The 16,901-nt window shown below is 67.1% G+C and carries 17 protein-coding genes; 10 read left to right on the top strand and 7 right to left on the bottom strand.

The window, feature by feature from the left end; translation table 11 throughout:
• Positions 1-66: 66 nt before the first annotated feature.
• From AC4FIJ_RS11735 to AC4FIJ_RS11725, 3 genes are read right to left on the bottom strand one after another with little or no spacing between them, the layout of a single operon-like run.
• On the bottom strand, positions 67-939 hold the full coding sequence (locus AC4FIJ_RS11735; protein ID WP_490336913.1) for a crotonase/enoyl-CoA hydratase family protein: 873 nt from the start codon (positions 937-939) through the stop codon (positions 67-69).
• Positions 932-1,858, bottom strand: coding sequence for a hypothetical protein (locus AC4FIJ_RS11730; RefSeq protein ID WP_490336912.1), 927 nt, complete (start codon positions 1,856-1,858; stop codon positions 932-934). The genes AC4FIJ_RS11735 and AC4FIJ_RS11730 overlap by 8 nt, the downstream gene beginning before the upstream one ends.
• The gene (locus AC4FIJ_RS11725; protein WP_490336911.1) at positions 1,858-2,847 is read right to left on the bottom strand and encodes an NAD(P)H-dependent flavin oxidoreductase; all 990 of its coding nucleotides are present in this window, start codon (positions 2,845-2,847) and stop codon (positions 1,858-1,860) included. The genes AC4FIJ_RS11730 and AC4FIJ_RS11725 overlap by 1 nt, the downstream gene beginning before the upstream one ends.
• A 242-nt stretch (positions 2,848-3,089) precedes the next feature.
• On the opposite strand from AC4FIJ_RS11725, the gene AC4FIJ_RS11720 reads away from it, so the two are divergent.
• Positions 3,090-3,752, top strand: a complete 663-nt coding sequence (locus tag AC4FIJ_RS11720; protein ID WP_490336910.1) for a TetR/AcrR family transcriptional regulator — start codon at positions 3,090-3,092, stop codon at positions 3,750-3,752.
• On the opposite strand, the gene AC4FIJ_RS11715 is transcribed toward AC4FIJ_RS11720, so the two are convergent.
• The 4 genes from AC4FIJ_RS11715 to AC4FIJ_RS11700 are packed head-to-tail and all read right to left on the bottom strand — an operon-like array spanning position 3,749 to position 6,698.
• On the bottom strand, positions 3,749-4,351 hold the full coding sequence (locus AC4FIJ_RS11715) for a TetR/AcrR family transcriptional regulator (protein ID WP_490336909.1): 603 nt from the start codon (positions 4,349-4,351) through the stop codon (positions 3,749-3,751). The two genes, AC4FIJ_RS11720 and AC4FIJ_RS11715, sit on opposite strands and share 4 nt — an antisense overlap.
• Positions 4,352-4,411: 60 nt before the next feature.
• A complete protein-coding gene (locus tag AC4FIJ_RS11710; protein WP_490336908.1) occupies positions 4,412-5,410 on the bottom strand; it encodes an NADPH:quinone oxidoreductase family protein in 999 nt (332 codons plus the stop codon).
• Positions 5,407-6,225 (bottom strand): tyrosine-protein phosphatase, encoded by an 819-nt coding sequence (locus tag AC4FIJ_RS11705; RefSeq protein WP_490336907.1) that lies wholly within the window; start codon positions 6,223-6,225, stop codon positions 5,407-5,409. The genes AC4FIJ_RS11710 and AC4FIJ_RS11705 overlap by 4 nt, the downstream gene beginning before the upstream one ends.
• Positions 6,222-6,698: a MaoC family dehydratase gene (locus AC4FIJ_RS11700; RefSeq protein WP_490336906.1), complete on the bottom strand. Its 477-nt coding sequence runs from the start codon at positions 6,696-6,698 to the stop codon at positions 6,222-6,224. Before AC4FIJ_RS11700 ends, AC4FIJ_RS11705 begins: the two co-directional genes overlap by 4 nt.
• Positions 6,699-6,982: 284 nt before the next feature.
• On the opposite strand from AC4FIJ_RS11700, the gene AC4FIJ_RS11695 reads away from it, so the two are divergent.
• The 9 genes from AC4FIJ_RS11695 (at position 6,983) to AC4FIJ_RS11655 (ending at position 16,881) form a co-directional block, all read left to right on the top strand.
• Positions 6,983-7,963, top strand: a complete 981-nt coding sequence (locus AC4FIJ_RS11695; protein ID WP_490336916.1) for a phosphotransferase family protein — start codon at positions 6,983-6,985, stop codon at positions 7,961-7,963.
• Between the two features lie 29 nt (positions 7,964-7,992).
• Positions 7,993-8,754, top strand: coding sequence for an SDR family NAD(P)-dependent oxidoreductase (locus AC4FIJ_RS11690; RefSeq protein WP_490336905.1), 762 nt, complete (start codon positions 7,993-7,995; stop codon positions 8,752-8,754).
• Complete coding sequence (locus tag AC4FIJ_RS11685) at positions 8,751-9,545, top strand: SDR family NAD(P)-dependent oxidoreductase (protein WP_490336904.1); 795 nt, start codon at positions 8,751-8,753, stop codon at positions 9,543-9,545. The genes AC4FIJ_RS11690 and AC4FIJ_RS11685 overlap by 4 nt, the downstream gene beginning before the upstream one ends.
• On the top strand, positions 9,539-10,315 hold the full coding sequence (locus tag AC4FIJ_RS11680) for a thioesterase family protein (RefSeq protein ID WP_490336903.1): 777 nt from the start codon (positions 9,539-9,541) through the stop codon (positions 10,313-10,315). The genes AC4FIJ_RS11685 and AC4FIJ_RS11680 overlap by 7 nt, the downstream gene beginning before the upstream one ends.
• Before the next feature lie 252 nt (positions 10,316-10,567).
• The gene (locus AC4FIJ_RS11675) at positions 10,568-12,622 is read left to right on the top strand and encodes a 3-hydroxyacyl-CoA dehydrogenase NAD-binding domain-containing protein (protein ID WP_490336902.1); all 2,055 of its coding nucleotides are present in this window, start codon (positions 10,568-10,570) and stop codon (positions 12,620-12,622) included.
• Positions 12,615-13,037 (top strand): VOC family protein, encoded by a 423-nt coding sequence (locus AC4FIJ_RS11670; RefSeq protein ID WP_490336901.1) that lies wholly within the window; start codon positions 12,615-12,617, stop codon positions 13,035-13,037. The genes AC4FIJ_RS11675 and AC4FIJ_RS11670 overlap by 8 nt, the downstream gene beginning before the upstream one ends.
• Positions 13,037-14,221 carry an acyl-CoA dehydrogenase family protein gene (locus AC4FIJ_RS11665; RefSeq protein WP_490336900.1) on the top strand — a complete coding sequence of 395 codons (1,185 nt, stop codon included), beginning with the start codon at positions 13,037-13,039 and terminating at the stop codon, positions 14,219-14,221. The genes AC4FIJ_RS11670 and AC4FIJ_RS11665 overlap by 1 nt, the downstream gene beginning before the upstream one ends.
• Positions 14,222-14,224: 3 nt before the next feature.
• Positions 14,225-15,361, top strand: a complete 1,137-nt coding sequence (locus tag AC4FIJ_RS11660) for an acyl-CoA dehydrogenase family protein (RefSeq protein WP_490336899.1) — start codon at positions 14,225-14,227, stop codon at positions 15,359-15,361.
• Entirely contained in the window at positions 15,358-16,881 is a 1,524-nt protein-coding gene (locus AC4FIJ_RS11655) for a class I adenylate-forming enzyme family protein (RefSeq protein ID WP_490336898.1), read from the top strand. The genes AC4FIJ_RS11660 and AC4FIJ_RS11655 overlap by 4 nt, the downstream gene beginning before the upstream one ends.
• The last annotated feature ends 20 nt before the right edge of the window (positions 16,882-16,901 follow it).

Genomic DNA, 16,901 nt, shown 5'->3' with positions numbered 1-16,901 from the left:
CGCGCGGCTTCACATTGTAATCGATCACCCGCTTTACCGGGACTAGCGCTTTCATATGTCGGTTCCTCAGATGAATTCAGGTTCGTCGCTGTCGGGATAGAAATCGGGCATGTCGGTCGACACCCGGTCCGGATATTGTGCAGGGCGCTTTTCCATGAAGGATGCGATGCCCTCGCGCGCGTCGTTGCTTTTGCCGCGCGACTGGATGGCGCGGCTATCGATGCGGTGGACGTGCATCGGATGCGGCGCGCCCAGCGATTGCCACATCATGCGGCGCGACAGCGCGACCGACACCGGCGCGGACTCGTCCGTCATCCGGTGCGCCAGCGCGACCGCGGCCTCCAGCAGTTCCTCCTGCTGGTGCAGCGACTGGACCAGCCCCGCCTCCAGCGCTTCCTCGGCGCCAAACACGCGTCCGCTATAGACCCATTCCAGCGCGCGCGGCATGCCGACAAGGCGCGGCAGGAACCAGCTGGAGCATGCCTCGGGCGTGATGCCGCGCCGGGCGAAGACAAAGCCGAAACGCGCATCGACCGAGGCCAGCCGCGCATCCATCGGCAGCTGCATGGTCGCGCCGATGCCCACCGCCGCGCCGTTCACGGCCGCGATCACGGGTTTCAGGCTGCGGAAGATGCGCAAGGTGACCCGCCCGCCGCCATCGCGGCGCACGCCGTTCACATCGACATCGCCCTCGCGCGCGCCGGGCTTGTAATCGAAGGTCTTTTCCCCGCCGCCAAGGTCGGCGCCCGCACAGAACGCGCGGCCCGATCCGGTCAGCACGACCGCGCGCACATCGTCATCGCCGTCGGTCTTGTCGAACAGCGCGATCAGGTCCTGCGTCATCGCCACGTTGAACGTGTTCATCTTGTCGGGGCGGTTGAAAGTCGCGATGGCAATCCCGTCCTCGACCCGGTAATCCAGCGTGTTGAAATCAGCCATCGGCAGCATCTCCGTACAGGGCCGACCGATCGGCCTCATATTGCGCATAGGACGCCTTCAGCGTCGCGGTGTTGAGCAGCATGGTCGCTACGGGGCTGTTGTCACCTGTTACAAAGACGCGGCTGAGCACCCACATGGATTCGGTCTTGCGGCTGCCCGACAGGGCGACGATCTCGCGCTCGACCTCATATGGCTGGCCAACCTTCAGCGGGCCGCGCAGCATGCGGATTTCCTGGTCGGCGAACAGGCCGACGCTGGGCCCTCGGACGGGAAACGGCTGTTCGCGCGCGATCGAATTGACCAGCACGCTCACCATTTCGAACGGGATGATCTTGCGGTAGATCTCCGACGGTTCGGTCATCCGCTCCAGCTTGCCCGCCAGCGAGAACGGGTAGAGGTCGCCCATGTGCTGGTCCAGATCCATGCGGACGGGAATGCGACCTGTCTTCGCGCCGACCGCCGCGTCCGACATCAGCACCGGCTGCTCCAGCGGGGCAAGGCCCGCCAGCCGTTCGTCGAGCGCGCTCGGCCGATGGTCGGGGCCGATGGAGACCGTGCCCTTCAGCACCTCGGTTCCGTCGCGCTTTGCCATGGTAATCGCGGCGCGGTCGGCGGACTGGCGTTCCAGCGACGCACGCACCTCCTCGCCCTCGAACACAGGGCTGCGGTAATGGGCCGAGATGCAGCCATGCGCGAACCATTCGTCGCCCCATATCGCGTGGCACAGCGGGTCGAACTGGCTGAAATGGGTCGGCCCCTCGATCGTGCCGCCCTTGAAGCCCAGCCCCTGCGCGGTGCTGTCGTCATGGATCGAGGCATGGCCGTCATAGGCCTGCGCCATCAGCATCTGGCGCGGCATGCGCCAAGGGCCCGTCAGCGTGTCGCCCTCGCGCTCGATAGGTGTGTCGAAGTTCGCCATCAGGCGTTTGCCTTTTCGGGGACCAGCGAGGGCAGACGCTCGCCAACGATGGCGCGCGCGTCGGCCATGATCCCGTGCACCAGTTCGGCGACGGTCGGCACATCATGGATCAACCCCTGCGCCATGCTGGCCCAGTAGAGGCCGTTGTCGAGGTCGCCTTCCTCCATCACCTCGCGCCCTCTCGCGCCCGCGACAAGATGGGCGACATCGGCGAATTCAGCTTGCGGCCGCTTCAGGATCTCCACCACCTCGTCGGAGATTTTGTTGCGGCCCACGCGGGCGGTGTTCTTCAGGCTGCGGAATATCAGGTTTGTGTCGCGCTCGCTCGCCTCGACGATGCGCTGCTTGACGTTGTCGTGGATCGCGCATTCCTGCGTGGCGAGGAAGCGCGTACCCATGTTCGCCCCTTCCGCGCCCAGAGCCATGGCGGCGACGAGCCCGCGCCCGTCGGCGATCCCGCCGCTGGCGATGACGGGGATCGACAGCCGGTCGACCGCGGCGGGGATCAGCACCAGCCCGCCGATATCGTCCTCGCCCGGATGGCCCGCGCATTCGAACCCGTCGATCGAGATGCAGTCGACCCCCATCTTCTCGGCCGAGATCGCGTGGCGCACGGCGGTGCACTTGTGGATGATCTTCACCCCGCTCGCCTTCAGATCCTCGACATGCTCCTGCGGGCGGTGGCCGGCGGTCTCGACGATGGTGACGCCGCTTTCGATAATCGCGCGGCGAAATTCGGCATAGGGCGGCGGCTTCATCGTGGGCAGGATGGTGAGGTTCACGCCGAACGGCTTGTCGGTCAGCTCGCGAACGCGGGCGATCTCTCGCGCCAGTTCCTCGGGGGTTGGCTGGGTCAGCGCCGTCAGGAAGCCCAGGGCCCCCGCCTCGGCCACGGCGGCGACCAGCGGCGCGCGGCCCACCCATTGCATGCCACCCATCACCAGCGGATGCTGCACACCGAACAGTCGCGTAAAGCGGTTTTCCAGCAAATGACCTCTCCTGATTATCGGCGCGGCGGCGATTCCCGATCTTCTAATGGAATCGGAAGGCCGCCTGATGCCTGTTGCCGATGTGCATAATCGACATACCCATAAATTGAAAGACTGTTTGAATGATCAGGTTCGGGGCATTTTGCGCGTATGGGCCGAACCCCCTTCGTCCCTGCGGAAATCCGTGGGTTTTACAGGGCTATCGGCTTGTCACGGGCGCATCGCCGGCGCAGATTGCCGGCATGAGCCGCAACCGATCCGATCCTCGAAACGGCACGACCGGCGAATCGCCTGATGCCGCCCCGGCGCGTCCCCGCACCCGCAAGTCGATTGCCGACCGGCAGCAGGAAATGCTCGACGCGGCGGCGGGGATCGTGGTGTCGGAAGGCCTGGGCGAAGTCACGGTCAGGCGCGTCGCGGCAGAAATCGGCCTGTCGCAGGCGCAGGGGCACAATTGCTTCTCGCGCCGCATCGACCTGCTGCTGGCGCTGACCCGGCGCGAGCTGGAGCGGGTGGAAAGCGCGCGGCGCGACGTGGCGCTGCGCGGCGGCGATGTGCAGACGGCGGTGATCCTGTCGACCATCAGCTATCTCGACGACATGGAACGGCGCGGGCCGCTGCTGCAATCGCTGCTGCGCGTTGCCGAGATCCGCAGCGCCCTGCGCGGCGAGCGGGACGAGGCGGCGCGCCGTTCGCGGATGCCGCTGCTCGCCTCGATGCAGCAGCGCTATGGGATGAGCGAGGCCGAGGCGGCCGCCTCCAACGCGGTGCTGTCGGCCATCGTCCTGCGCGCGGGGAGCCTGCTGGCGGCGCACCGGATCCGCGGCGTGACCGCCAATAGACTCAGTCTCTCGCTGGTGCTGGCCGGGATGCGCAGCAATGCCGCGAGGGGCACGCCGGACTAGCGGCGGGGAACCTGCGCCTCGATCCCTGCGGCGAGCAGCCGTTCGCACAAGCGGTGCGCTTCGGCCCTGTCGAGATGGCCTGCGCGCTGTTGCTTGCCCGCTTCCTCGGGGATCACCGCCAGCAATTGCACCAGCGCCAGCGCATCCGGCGCTGGCATGTGCAGATCGCGCCGCGCCGCGCGGGTCAGCCTGCGATAGAGGCGGCTGCGGATCGCCGAAGCCTCGGTCTGCAATTCGCGCATGACTTCCGGCTCGCGCATCACGATTTCCAGCACCGAACCGTGCTGCGCCACATGGTCGAGATAGATCGCCGCGACCCGTCCCGCCCTCTCTGCGAAAGGGCCGTCGGCAGCGGCTTCCTCGATTCCGGCCTCGCGCAGCACATCGGCCTGCCGGTCCAGCACTGCCTCGATCAGGCGGTAGCGATCCGCGAAATAGGCATAGGCGAGCGCCCGGCTGGCCCCCACCGCATCGGCGACATCGCGCAGCGAAAGCTCGGTCGAACGCTCGCGCTCGATAATGGCATGGGCGGCATCGATCATCTGCGCGGCGCGTTCGTCCGCCGTCCGGTAATCGCGCTTGCCCGCTTTCTCGGCCATCGATCCTCCCCGTTCCATTCGAACAGGGTCTAGTCGATGGCGACAGGCGCAGGCAATCGGTCAGCCCGGCGTGACCACAATCTTGCCGATGGCCTTGCGGCTCGCCAGCCACTGGATCGCCTCGCCGCCCTGTTCCAGCGGATACTGGCGGTCGATGCGCGGGGTGATCCTGCCTTCCTGCCACCACTCCATCAGCTGTGCGACATGCTGGGCGTTGCGCTGCGGATCGCGGGCGGCGAACGCGCCCCAGAACACGCCGCACACATCGCAGCTTTTCAGCAGCGTCAGGTTGAGCGGCAGGCGCGGGATTCCCGCCGGAAAGCCGACCACCAGATAGCGCCCCTCCCAGCCGATCGAGCGCAGTGCGGGTTCGCAGTAATCGCCGCCGACGGGGTCATAGATCACATCCGCCCCGTCCTTGCCGACGGCCTGCTTGAAGCGGTCGGCCAAGGCCTTGGATTGCGCCTTGTCGAAGGGCGCGCGGTCATAGATCAGCGCCTCGTCCGCGCCCGCGTCGCGCGCGGCCTGCGCCTTGTCCTCGCTCGACACCGCGGCGACGACGCGCGCGCCCAGCGCCTTGCCGATCTCGACCGCGGCCAGCCCGACCCCGCCCGCCGCGCCCAGCACCAGCAGGGTCTGCCCCGCCTGCAGATGGCCGCGGTCGATCAGCGCGTGGATCGTGGTGGCATAGGTCATCAGCAGCGCCGCGCCCTGCACCGGATCGGCGCCTTCGGGCAGGCGGAAACTGCGGTTCGCGGGCACATTCATCTGCTCGCACAATCCGCCGTGGCCGGTAACGCAGATCAGCCGGTCACCCTTTGCCCAGCCCGACACGCCCTCGCCGACCGCCAGCACCTCGCCGCAGATCTCGCTGCCGGGCGCGAAGGGACGTTCGGGCTTGAACTGGTACTTGTCCTCGATGATCAGCACGTCGGGATAGTTGATGCCGCAGGCCAGCACGCGGACCAGAAGTTCGCCTTCCTTTGGCTCCGGCGCGGAAATATCCTCAAGGCTGAGCGTGTCGGGGCCGCCGGTCTCTTTCGACAAAAGCGCTTTCATGAATTGGATCCTTCCCTGTCCTGTTCCTGCAGCAATGCGCCGCGCATTTTCTGGCGCATGGCCTCGTCCACGCCAAGACTGTCGAGATAGCCCGTGACCGAGCCATGCGAGGCGTCGATGGCGTCCAGCGCAGCGCCGATATAGGCGGGCGGCGCGGCCATCATCACCGCGATCGCATCGGCGCCGAAGCGTTCGTGGAATGCGCTGCGCGATCCGTCGCGCAGCACCGCGCGCGCCTGATCGCCGGTGTCCAGCCGCGTCAGCCCGGTCAGCGCGTAATCGGCAAGGATAAGCTCGCGCTCCACCCCCAGCGCCGCCAGCACCAGCGCCGCCGCCATACCGGTGCGGTCCTTGCCCGCCGAGCAATGGATCACGCAGGGCACCGCGCCATCGGCGATGCGGTGCAGCACCTCACCAAAGACATGCGCCATGGTGCGCGGCAGTTCGGCATAGAAATCGATCATCAGCCGGTGCGCGCCCTCTTCGGTCGGCGGATAATCCATCGCCATGTCGATCAGGCGGCGCTTGTGGCCGGGGCGGAATACATGGGTTTCCAGATGATCGCCGGTCCATGTGGTCGGATCGGCCTCGCGCTCGTGCCGGGCGCGCAGATCGAAGATCGTGCGAATGCCCAGATCGTCCAGCCTGCGGCAGTCGTCTGCGCTCAGCCGCGAAAGCCGGTTCGCGCGGAACAGCCGCCCGCGCCGCACGATCCGCCCGTCCGCCGCCGGATAGCCGCCGAAATCGCGGAAATTGCGCGACCCGTCCAGCGCGACCAGCCTTTGGGCCAGCATGGTTTCTGCATCGGCGCTCATGCGGCCGTGTCCACCACGAACTGCCCGATCCATCGCGCGATCAGGGCGGGCTTGTCCTGCCCCTGCACCTGCATCTCGGCATCCAGCACCTGCTGGTACCGGCCCGGCGCCTTTTCCTGAATGTCCGCGACGGTGAACAGGCCGCGCACTTCGGACCCGGTTCGCACCGGCTGGACAAAGCGCACCCGGTCGGTGCCGTAATTGATGCCCATCACCACCCCCGGAATGGCGGGCCTGCCCGCATCGGCCAGCAGCCGCGGCAACAGCGAGAGCAGCAGGAAACCATGCGCGATGGTGCCGCCGAACGGGGTTTTGGCCGCACGCTCAGGATCGACATGGATATACTGGTGGTCCCCGGTCGCATCGGCGAAGCGGTCGACCATCTGCTGCGACACGGTCAGCCAGCCCGATGTATAGACCGCCCCCTTCATGCGGGTGATCAGATGCGCCCGTTCCTCGGCGATTTGCGTCATTCGGCATTCCTTTCCCGGCGCCAGACTAGGCCCGTGCCCATATCGGACACAAGTCTTGTTTGAATATGTGGTATCGAATGCTCCGGATCACGAAACAAGCCCATATCCCGTACTGCCAGCACAGATTGCTGTTGCCATCCGGCCAACTTTGAATTTAAGGTATCCATCAAACACAGAACACGGGACGGGATGAAGCATAGGTGACAAAGGAACCGGCCGCGCCGCAAGCGACTTCTGGCGATTCGCCATTCGCCGATCTTGACGAGGACCGGCTGACCGCCTGGATGGGCGAACATGTCGCGGGTTCCGGCCCGATCCGCTCCATCGTCAAGTTCCCCGGCGGCCAGTCCAACCCGACCTATCGGATCGACACCGACAGCCAGAAATATGTGCTACGGCGCAAGCCCTTCGGCCCGCTGCTCCCCTCGGCCCATGCGGTCGAGCGCGAGTTTCGCCTGATCGGCGCGCTCTATCCTACCGATGTGCCCGTCGCCCGCCCCTATGCTTTGTGCGAGGACGAGCAGGTCATCGGATCGGCGTTCTATGTCATGGAAATGGTCGAGGGGCGTACCTTCTGGAACGGCGCGCTGCCCGATTGCGACCCCGCCGAACGCAAGGCTATCTATCACGCGATGGTCGACGCGCTGGCGCGGCTGCACGCGGTCGAGCCCGAGGCCGTCGGGCTTGGCGACTATGGCGCGCCCGGTAATTATTTCGAACGTCAGGTCCGGCGCTGGACCCGCCAGTACCGCGCATCGCAGACCGACGATATTCCCGAGGTCGAGAGGCTGATCGAATGGCTGCCCAAGGGTCTGCCGGTGCAGGACCGCGTCTCGATCATTCACGGCGATTACCGCATCGACAATCTGATCTATGCGCCCGACCGGCCCGAGATACTGGCGATGCTGGACTGGGAGCTGTCCACGCTGGGCGATCCGCTGGCCGATTTTGCCTATCTGGCGATGAACTGGGCGATGCCGCAGGGTGAGCGCGGCGCGCAGCTGGGCGGGCTGGACCTGCCTGCGCTGGGCATCCCGACGCTTGAGGAGATTACCGACCTTTATTGCGAGAAGACCGGGCGCAGCGGGGTGCCCGACCTCAACTGGTATTTCGCCTATAATCTCTTCCGCCTTGTCGGCATCGTGCAGGGCATCAAGAAACGCATCATCGACGGCAACGCCTCCAGCGCCGAGGCGGAGCGAACGGCGGCGCGGGTCGTTCCCCTTGCACAGCAGGCGTGGGCCTTCGCGCAGCAGGCGCGCTGAGCGCCCAACAACACAGCAGGAGCATTTGCATGTCGCTTTTCGATCTGACCGGCAAGACCGCCATCGTGACCGGATCCTCACGCGGGATCGGCCGCGCCATTGCCGAGCAGCTGGCCGCGCATGGCGCGAATGTCGTGATATCCAGCCGCACGCAGGAAGACTGCGACACCGTGGCCGAGGGGATCAACGCCAAGGGCGCGGGGCGCGCGGTCGCCATCGCCGCCAGCATTTCGTCGAAGCAGGCATTGGAGGAGCTGGCCGCGAAGACCCGCGCCGAGTTCGGCCCGATCGATATCATGGTCTGCAACGCCGCCAGCAATCCGCATTACGGATCGCTCGACGACATCAGCGACGAGCAGTTCCGCAAGGTGCTCGACAACAACGTCCTGTCGAACCATTGGCTGATCCAGCAGGCGCTGCCCGACATGCGCGCCAGCGGCGGGGGCGCGATCATCGTCGTGTCCTCCATCGGCGGCCTGCGCGGATCGCCGACCATCGGCGCCTATAACGTGTCCAAGGCCGCCGACTTCCAGCTGGTGCGCAATTACGCGGTCGAGAACGGCAAGCACAATATCCGCGTCAACGCCATCGCGCCGGGCGTGGTGAAGACCGATTTCGCCCGCGCCTTGTGGGAGGACCAGAAAGTCCACGACGCGACCGCCGCCCGCACGCCGATGCGCCGCCTGGGCGATCCCGACGATATTGCGGGCGTGGCGGTGATGCTGGCCGGCCGGGCGGGCGGCTGGATGACCGGGCAGATGGTCGTGATCGACGGCGGCATCACCATATGAAGGGGGCGCTGAATGGCAAGGTCGCGGTCATCACCGGCGCGGCATCGGGCATCGGGCGGGCCAGCGTGCTCGCCTTTGCCGATGCGGGTGCGAAAGTGCTGGCCTTCGACCGCGAACCGGCGGTGGAGGAACTGGCAGGCGAAAGCGTCATCGCGCAGCAGGGCGACGCGGGCAGCGAGGCCGACGTCACCGCCGCCATCGAGCGCGCCGAAGCGGAATTCGGCAGGCTGGACATCTTCTATGCCAATGCGGGGATCACCGGCGGCACGCCCGGCGGCTATTTCGATGCCACGCCCGAGTTGTGGCTGGAGGTGCTGCGCGTCAATCTGATCGGCCCCTTCCTGGCGGTGAAACATGCCGCGCCCGTCATCGCGCGCCATGGCGGCGGCGCGATCCTGTGTACTGCCAGCGTCGCTGGCTTGCGTTCGGGCGCAGGCCCCGCGCAATATTCGGCGTCCAAGGCAGGAGTCATCAATCTGGTGCAGACCGCTTCGCAGCAACTTGCCGGATCGGGCGTGCGGATCAACGCGGTGTGTCCCGGCCTGGTCGAGACCGGCATGACCCAGCCCCTGTTCGACGGCGCACGCGCGGCGGGCAAGCTGGACAAGGTGGGCATGCTGAACCCGCTGGGCCGCGGCGGAAAGCCTGGGGAAATCGCCGCGACCGCGATGTTCCTGTGCTCCGACGCGGCGAGCTATATCACCGGGCAGGCGCTGGCGGTCGATGGCGGGCTGTCCGCATCGCATCCCACCGCGCGCCGTCCGGCCGACCAGAAAGGCGCCGCATGGTAGCGGCAGGCGAATGGCTTGCGTCGACCCTGGTCGATGCGGGCCGGGTCGAGGGCGAGATTCCCGACGACTGGAAGCAGGGGCGCACCTGCTATGGCGGGCTGTCGAGCGCGCTGGCATGGCGCGCCGCCGCCACGCTGCTGCCCGACCTTCCCCCGCTGCGCAGCGCGCAGATCGCCTTTGTCGGTCCGGTCGAGGGTCATGTCACCGGCTCTGCCCGGCTGCTGCGCCGGGGCCGTTCCAGCGCCTTTGTCGAGGCCGAGCTGAAGGGCCCGCAAGGCGTGGTGCTGAAGGCGATCTTCGCCTGCATGGCCGAGCGCCCCTCGCGCGCCGATCTTGCCGCACCGCCCGCCCCACCGGGTCCCGCGGCGGGCGAAAGCCCGGCGGAACTGCCCGAAGGCGCCCCCGCCTTTGTGCGCAAGATGGAATTCGCGCATTCGCTGCCGCCCGAACAGACGACTGAACCGCTGCTGCGCCGCTGGGTCCGCCTGCGCGAGCGCGAAGGGCTGGATGCCACGACCGAACTGCTGGTGATGGGCGACGGGCTGCCGCCTGCCGCCATTCGCCTGCTGGACGGGGTCGGCCCGGTGTCGTCGGCGACGTGGAACCTCGACATCCTCTCTGCCGATCCGCGGACGCGCAACGGGTGGTGGTTGCTGGAATCGCGCAGCGAGCAGGCGCGGCGGGGCCTGTCGGCGCAGTCCATGGCGATGTGGAACAGCGAGGGCGAGGCCATCGCCCTCGCCTCGCAGACGGTTGCGCTGTTCGGCTGACGCGAGGCGGCGAATCGGTCCGCGTCAAAGAGCCTGACCAATTCACCATTTCAGTTTTACGGTTTGCTTTCCGCAAGGGTCCGCTTGCGCCGGTTTTGCGCGGCTAACCCTTGCTATTGACGCGCTGCGCAAACGGCGCTTGATCTCGAAAGCGATTTGTTAGAATAGTGGGTATGGAAAGCCCGCCGTGACGGGCAAAGTCCCTCGCTGCCCGATGGCACGCGGGATCGTATCGGGATCGAGGAGAGTGCAATGTCCGTGATATCCACCCGCATGCAGGGCGACGTGCTGGTCGTCACCGCCGACAATCCGCCGGTCAATGCGCTGGGCGCGGCGGTCAGGCAGGGGCTGGCGGGTGCCATGCAGCAGGCCGCGTCGGACGATGCGGTCAGCGCGGTGGTGATCCGCTGCGACGGGCGCACCTTCTTCGCAGGCGCGGACATCACCGAATTCGGCAAGCCGCCGGTCTCCCCCAGCCTGCCCGAAGTGATCGACGCGATCGAGGATTGCCCCAAGCCCGTCGTCGCCGCGATCCACGGTACGGCGCTGGGCGGCGGACTGGAGGTTGCGCTGGGCTGTCATTACCGCGTGGCCGTCCCCTCGGCGAAAATGGGCCTGCCCGAGGTGAAGCTGGGCATCCTGCCCGGCGCGGGCGGCACGCAGCGCCTGCCCCGCGTGGTCGGTGTCGAAGCCGCGCTGCCGATGATCGTCACCGGCAATCCGGTTCCGGCGAAGAAGGCGAAGGCGATGGGCCTGCTCGACGCGCTGGTTGAGGACGAGGCCGGTCTTGAAGACGCCGCCATCGCCTTCGCGCAGGATGTCGCGGGCCGCTCCGACCATCCGGTATCCAGCCGCCGCAGCGACCGCATTTCGGACACGCCGCCTTCCGCCTTCGACGATTTCCGCAAGGCCAATGCCCGCCGCCTCAAGGGCTTCGAAGCGCCCGAGGCCTGCATTCAGGCAGTCGAGGCAGCCGTCGCCAAGCCTTACGAGGAAGGCGTCAAGACCGAGCGGGCGCTGTTCCAGAAGCTCGTCACCGGCACGCAGTCGAAAGCGCTGCGCCACGTGTTCTTCGCCGAACGCGCCGCGCAGAAGATCGACGATCTGCCGAAGGACACCGAGATCCTGCCGATCCGCAAGGTCGGCATCATCGGCGCGGGCACCATGGGCGGCGGCATCGCGATGAATTTCCTGTCCGCGGGCATCCCGGTCACCATGGTCGAGATGAAGCAGGACGCGCTCGACCGCGGCATGGGTATCATCCGCCGCAATTACGAGAATACCGCCAAGAAGGGCCGTATCACCGAGCAGCAGGTCGACGCCGCGATGGGCCATCTGACCGGGTCGCTGGATTACGCCGACCTTGCCGATTGCGATCTGGTGATCGAGGCGGTGTTCGAGCTGATGGACATCAAGAAAGAGGTGTTCGGCAAGCTCGATTCCATCATGAAGCCGGGCGCGATCCTGGCGACCAATACCAGCTATCTCGACGTGAACGAGATTGCCGCATCGACCAGCCGGCCCGATTGGGTGATCGGCCTGCATTTCTTCTCGCCCGCCAATGTCATGCGGCTGCTGGAAATCGTGCGCGGCGACAGGACCGCGCCGCAGGTGCTGGCGACCGCGATGAAACTGGCCAAGACCATCGGCAAGGTCGCGGTCGTGTCGGGCGTGTGCCACGGCTTCATCGGCAATCGCATGCTCGCGGCGCGCCAGAAACAGGCCAATGCGCTGCTGATGGAAGGCGCCAAGCCGCACCAGATCGACCAGGTGCTGCTCGATTTCGGCTTTCCCATGGGACCGTTCCAGATGGCCGACCTCGCCGGCCTCGACCTTGGCTGGAAGGAAGAGGAATCGAAGGGCGAGACGATCCGCGACGTGCTGTGCGAGCGCGGGCGGCGCGGGCAGAAGACCGGCAAGGGCTTCTACGACTATGACGAAAAGCGCAATCGCACGCCTTCGGACGAGGTGAACGCCATCGTCGCCGATTTCGCCGCCAGATCGGGCAAGACCCAGCGCGACATTGGCGATGACGAGATCCGCGAACGCCTGCTTTTTCCCATGGTCAACGAGGGCGCGCTGATCCTGGAGGAAGGGATCGCGCAGCGCGCCAGCGACATCGATATGGTGTGGCTCAACGGCTATGGCTGGCCTGCCTATACCGGCGGGCCGATGTTCTGGGCCGACACCGTAGGGCTGGACGCCGTCGTCGCCGGGCTGGAACGCCACGCGGATGCGATGCCCGACCTCAGGATCTCGTCGCTGCTGAAGGACAAGGCCGCGAAGGGCGAGCGGTTCAATGGCTGAGGCCGACGCCGCGGCGCCAGTGGAAGCGGCGGCCGGGAGGCTGGCCTTCTTCAAGCTGATCGTGCCCGACGCGGACGAGGCCGCGCGCTTCTATGCCGATGTGCTGGGCTTGGACTGCGCCGACAGGATCGATACGCCGCGCTTTCGCGAGCGGATGATGGTGAGCCCTGGCGGGTCTTTCACGCTGGTGCTGATCCAATGGACCGACGGCCGCGCCATCACGCAGGGCACGGCCCACGGTCCCGTCGGCTTCACCGTAGACGACCTCGACGCCGTCGCTGCACGGATCGAGGCAGCGGGCGGGCGCATCGCGAGCGGGCCGTTTTCTCTGGGCGCGGCGCGCATCCTGTTCATGACTACGCCGCACGGGCACAAGATCGAGCTGATCGAACGCGGCGCCGCAGGGGATCGATGATGGACCAGCAACTCGACAGCTTCCGCCGCGAGACCCGCGCATGGCTGGAGGAAAACTGCCCGCCTGAAATGCGCACGCCGCCCAAGTCGGATGCGGACGTATGCTGGGGCGGGCGCAAGTTCCAGCCCTCCAGCCCGGCACAGGCCGAATGGCTGCGGGTCATGGGGGAGCGCGGCTGGACCGTGCCCGACTGGCCCGCCGAATATGGCGGCGGCGGGCTGAGCGCCGCCGAAGCCAAGGTGCTGCGCGAGGAAATGGCCGCGCTGGGCTGCCGCAATCCGCTGCAGAGCTTTGGCATCTCGATGCTGGGCCCCGCGCTGCTGAAATACGGGACCGAAGAGCAGAAGCACGAACATTTGCCCCGCATCGCGCGCGGAGAGATCCGCTGGTGCCAGGGCTATTCCGAACCCAATGCGGGGTCCGACCTCGCCAGCCTGGCCACACGCGCCGAGGACATCGGCGATCATTTCCTGATCAACGGCCAGAAGGTCTGGACCAGCTATGCCGACAAGGCGGACATGATCTTCTGCCTGGTCCGCACCGATACAAGCAGCAAGCAGGGCGGCATCTCCTTCCTGCTGTTCGACATGGAGCAGGAGGGCGTTTCCACGAAACCCATCCGGCTGATCAGCGGCTATTCCCCGTTCTGCGAGACTTTCTTCGACGATGTGAAAGTGCCCAAGTCGAACGTGGTCGGAGAGATCAACAAGGGCTGGGACGTCGCCAAATATCTGCTGGGGCACGAGCGGGAGATGATATCGGGCATGGGATCGCGCGGCGGCGGGGCATCGGTGCCCGATACCGCGCTGCGCCATCTGGGCCGTAATGAGGACGGGCGGCTCGACGATCCGGTGCTGCGCGCGCGCATCGCCTTGTTCGAGGTGCGCAGCCGCGCCTTTGCCGCCATGGCGGAGCGTTTCATCGACACGCTGAAGGCCGGCAAGGCGCATCCCGCGCAGCCGTCGATGATGAAATATTTCGGGACCGAGCTGAACAAGCAGCGGCACGAGCTGCTGATGGCGGCGGGCGGGCATGACGCGCTGGAATGGGATAGCGAGGGCAGCAATGGCGGCGCCGCGCCGCGCGCATGGCTGCGCACCAAGGCCAATTCGATCGAGGGCGGCACGTCCGAGATCCAGCTGAACATCATCGCCAAGCGCATTCTTGACCTGCCGGGGGGCTGACCAATGCCGATGTACTGGAACGAGGACCAGCAGATGCTGGCCGACAGCGCCCGCCCCTTTCTGGCGGACAAGGCGCCGGTGTCGCATCTGCGCGCACTGCGCGACGAAGGGAACGCCGACGGCTTCTCGCGCGATCTGTGGCGCGAGTTCGCCGACATGGGCTTCACCGGCCTGCTGGTGGGCGAGGAAGACGGCGGCCTCGGCCTCGGCCATGTCGAGGCGGGGGTGGTGCTGGAGGAGATCGGGCGCAACCTGTCGCCCTCGCCCTTCCTGACGACGTCGGTCGGCGCGGTAACGGCGCTGAAATCGGGCAGCCCGGCGGCGCGGCAGGCATGGCTGCCCGGCATCGTCGCGGGCGAGACCGTCGCCGCGCTGGCGCTGGAGGAAGGCGCGCGGCACCGCCCGCACCGGGTGGCGACCCGCGCCGAACGCAGCGGCAATGGCTTCCGCATCGACGGGGCCAAGAGCTTTACCGTGCAGGCGCAGGCGAGCGACCTGCTGATCGTCTCCGCCCGAACCGCCGGCGGCGAGCGCGAAGCGGACGGCATCACCCTGTTCGCCATCCCCCGCAGCGCGCCGGGCGTGACGCTGCAATCCGAAATGCTGGTCGACAGCGGCCATGCCGCGCGCGTGGTGCTGGAGGGCGTCGAGGTCGACGGCGATGCCGTTCTGGGCGAGGTCGACCGCGGATCCGACACTTTGGGCCATGTGCTTTCCGCCCTGCGCGCAGGTTCCTCTGCCGAGCTGGTCGGGCTGGCCGAAGGGGCAAGCGGCATGACGCTGTCCTATATGCGCGAACGCAAGCAGTTCGACCGCATCATCGGATCGTTCCAGGCGCTGCAGCACCGCGCCGCGCATCTTTACTGCGAGATCGAGGTCGCCCGCGCCGCCACGCTGAAGGCGCAGCAATTGCTGGATGACGGCAGCGAAGGCGCGCATGAAGCCGCCAGCGTCGCCAAGGCGATGACCGGCATGGCCAGCGCACTGGCGGTGCAGGAAGCGATCCAGATGCACGGCGGCATCGGCATGACCGACGAGCACGACATCGGCTTCTTCATGAAGCGCCAGCGCGTGCTGGCCGAGATGTTCGGCGACGCCGACTTCCATGCCGAGGCGCTGGCACGGGCCGCCGGATATTGACCGAAACGCCTCCGTTCCGGCCCTTTGCGGATCTGCTGCGCGATCATGCCCGCAGGCGGCCTGGCGATCCCGCGCTGACCGATGCGGACGGAACGATCGATTGGGCCGCGCTGGACCAGCGGATCGACCGCATCGCCGCGCGGCTTCAGGCAGAGGGCGTGGGAAAAGGCGATGCGGTGGCCATGCTGGGCCGCAATTCGATCCCCCATGCGCTGGTCTTCTGCGCCGCGCTGCGGATCGGCGCGGTGGCCGCGCCGCTGACGGCGTCCGCCACGCCGGAGGCCATCGCCGCCATGCTGCGCGACTGCGGGGCCAGCCATCTGTTTGCCGATAGCGACGCCATCGCGGCCCTTCCCGCCGACGTCCGGGAATCCGGCCCCCGCATCACCGCGATGGACGGTGCGGCCATGACCGGCTGGATGGAAGAGGATCGGGGGGCCCCCTCCCCCGTCGCGATCGCGCCCGGGGACCCGTTCAACATCATCTATTCGTCGGGCACGACCGGCACGCCCAAGGGCATCGTGCAGAGCCACGCCATGCGCCACGGCCATGTCGCGCGCGCGGCCCGCTTCGGCTATGACGAAAGCGCGGTGACGCTGATCTCGACCCCGCTTTATTCGAACACGACTTTGGTCTGCTTCCTGCCCGCGCTGGCGGGCGGCGGGCATGTGGTGATGATGTCCAAGTTCGATGCGCGGCGCTTTCTGGAACTGTCCCAGCGGCACCGCGTGACCCATGCGGCGCTGGTGCCGGTGCAGTACCAGCGGCTGATGGACCTGCCCGATTTCGACCGGTTCGACCTGTCGTCCTATCGCTTCAAGTCCAGCACCAGCGCGCCCTTTCCGCCTGCGCTGATGGCCGATGTGCTGGCGCGCTGGCCGGGCGCTCTCATCAATATCTACGGCATGACCGAGGGCGGCGGCACCTGCATCCTGCAGGCCCACGAATATCCGGATATGCTTCACACGGTCGGCCGCCCGGTCGAGGGGCACGACATCCGCCTGATCGGCGAGGACGGCCGCGAAGTCGCCGCAGGAGAGGCAGGCGAAGTCGTCGGCCATTCGGGCGCGATGATGACCGGCTATCTGGGCCAGCCCGGCAAGACGCGGGAGGCCGAGTGGCACGACGATCAGGGCCGCCGCTTCATCCGGCACGGCGATATAGGCCGCTTCGACGAAGACGGTTTCCTGATGCTGATCGACCGCGCCAAGGACATGATCATCTCGGGCGGCTTCAACATCTATCCCTCAGATATTGAGGCGGTGCTGGTCGCGCAGCCGTCGGTGCGCGAAGCGGCGGTGGTGGGCGTCCCCTCGCGCCAATGGGGCGAGACGCCGGTGGCCTTCGCGGTGCTGCGCGAGGGCGCGGATGCGCAGGCGCTGCTGGCCGCGGTCAATGGCAAGCTGGGCAAGACGCAGCGGCTGCATGACCTCGTCCCGGTCGATGCGCTGCCCCGCAGCGCCATCGGCAAGGTGCTCAAACGCGAACTGCGCGAGCGCTACGGCCCCGCACGCGGCTAGGCCGGCGCAGGGCCTTTACA

The sequence above is a fragment of the Croceicoccus sp. genome, from assembly GCF_983967925.1.
The sequence above is the reverse complement of the archived record's forward strand: the minus strand, read 5'-3'. Positions and strand labels throughout refer to the sequence as shown.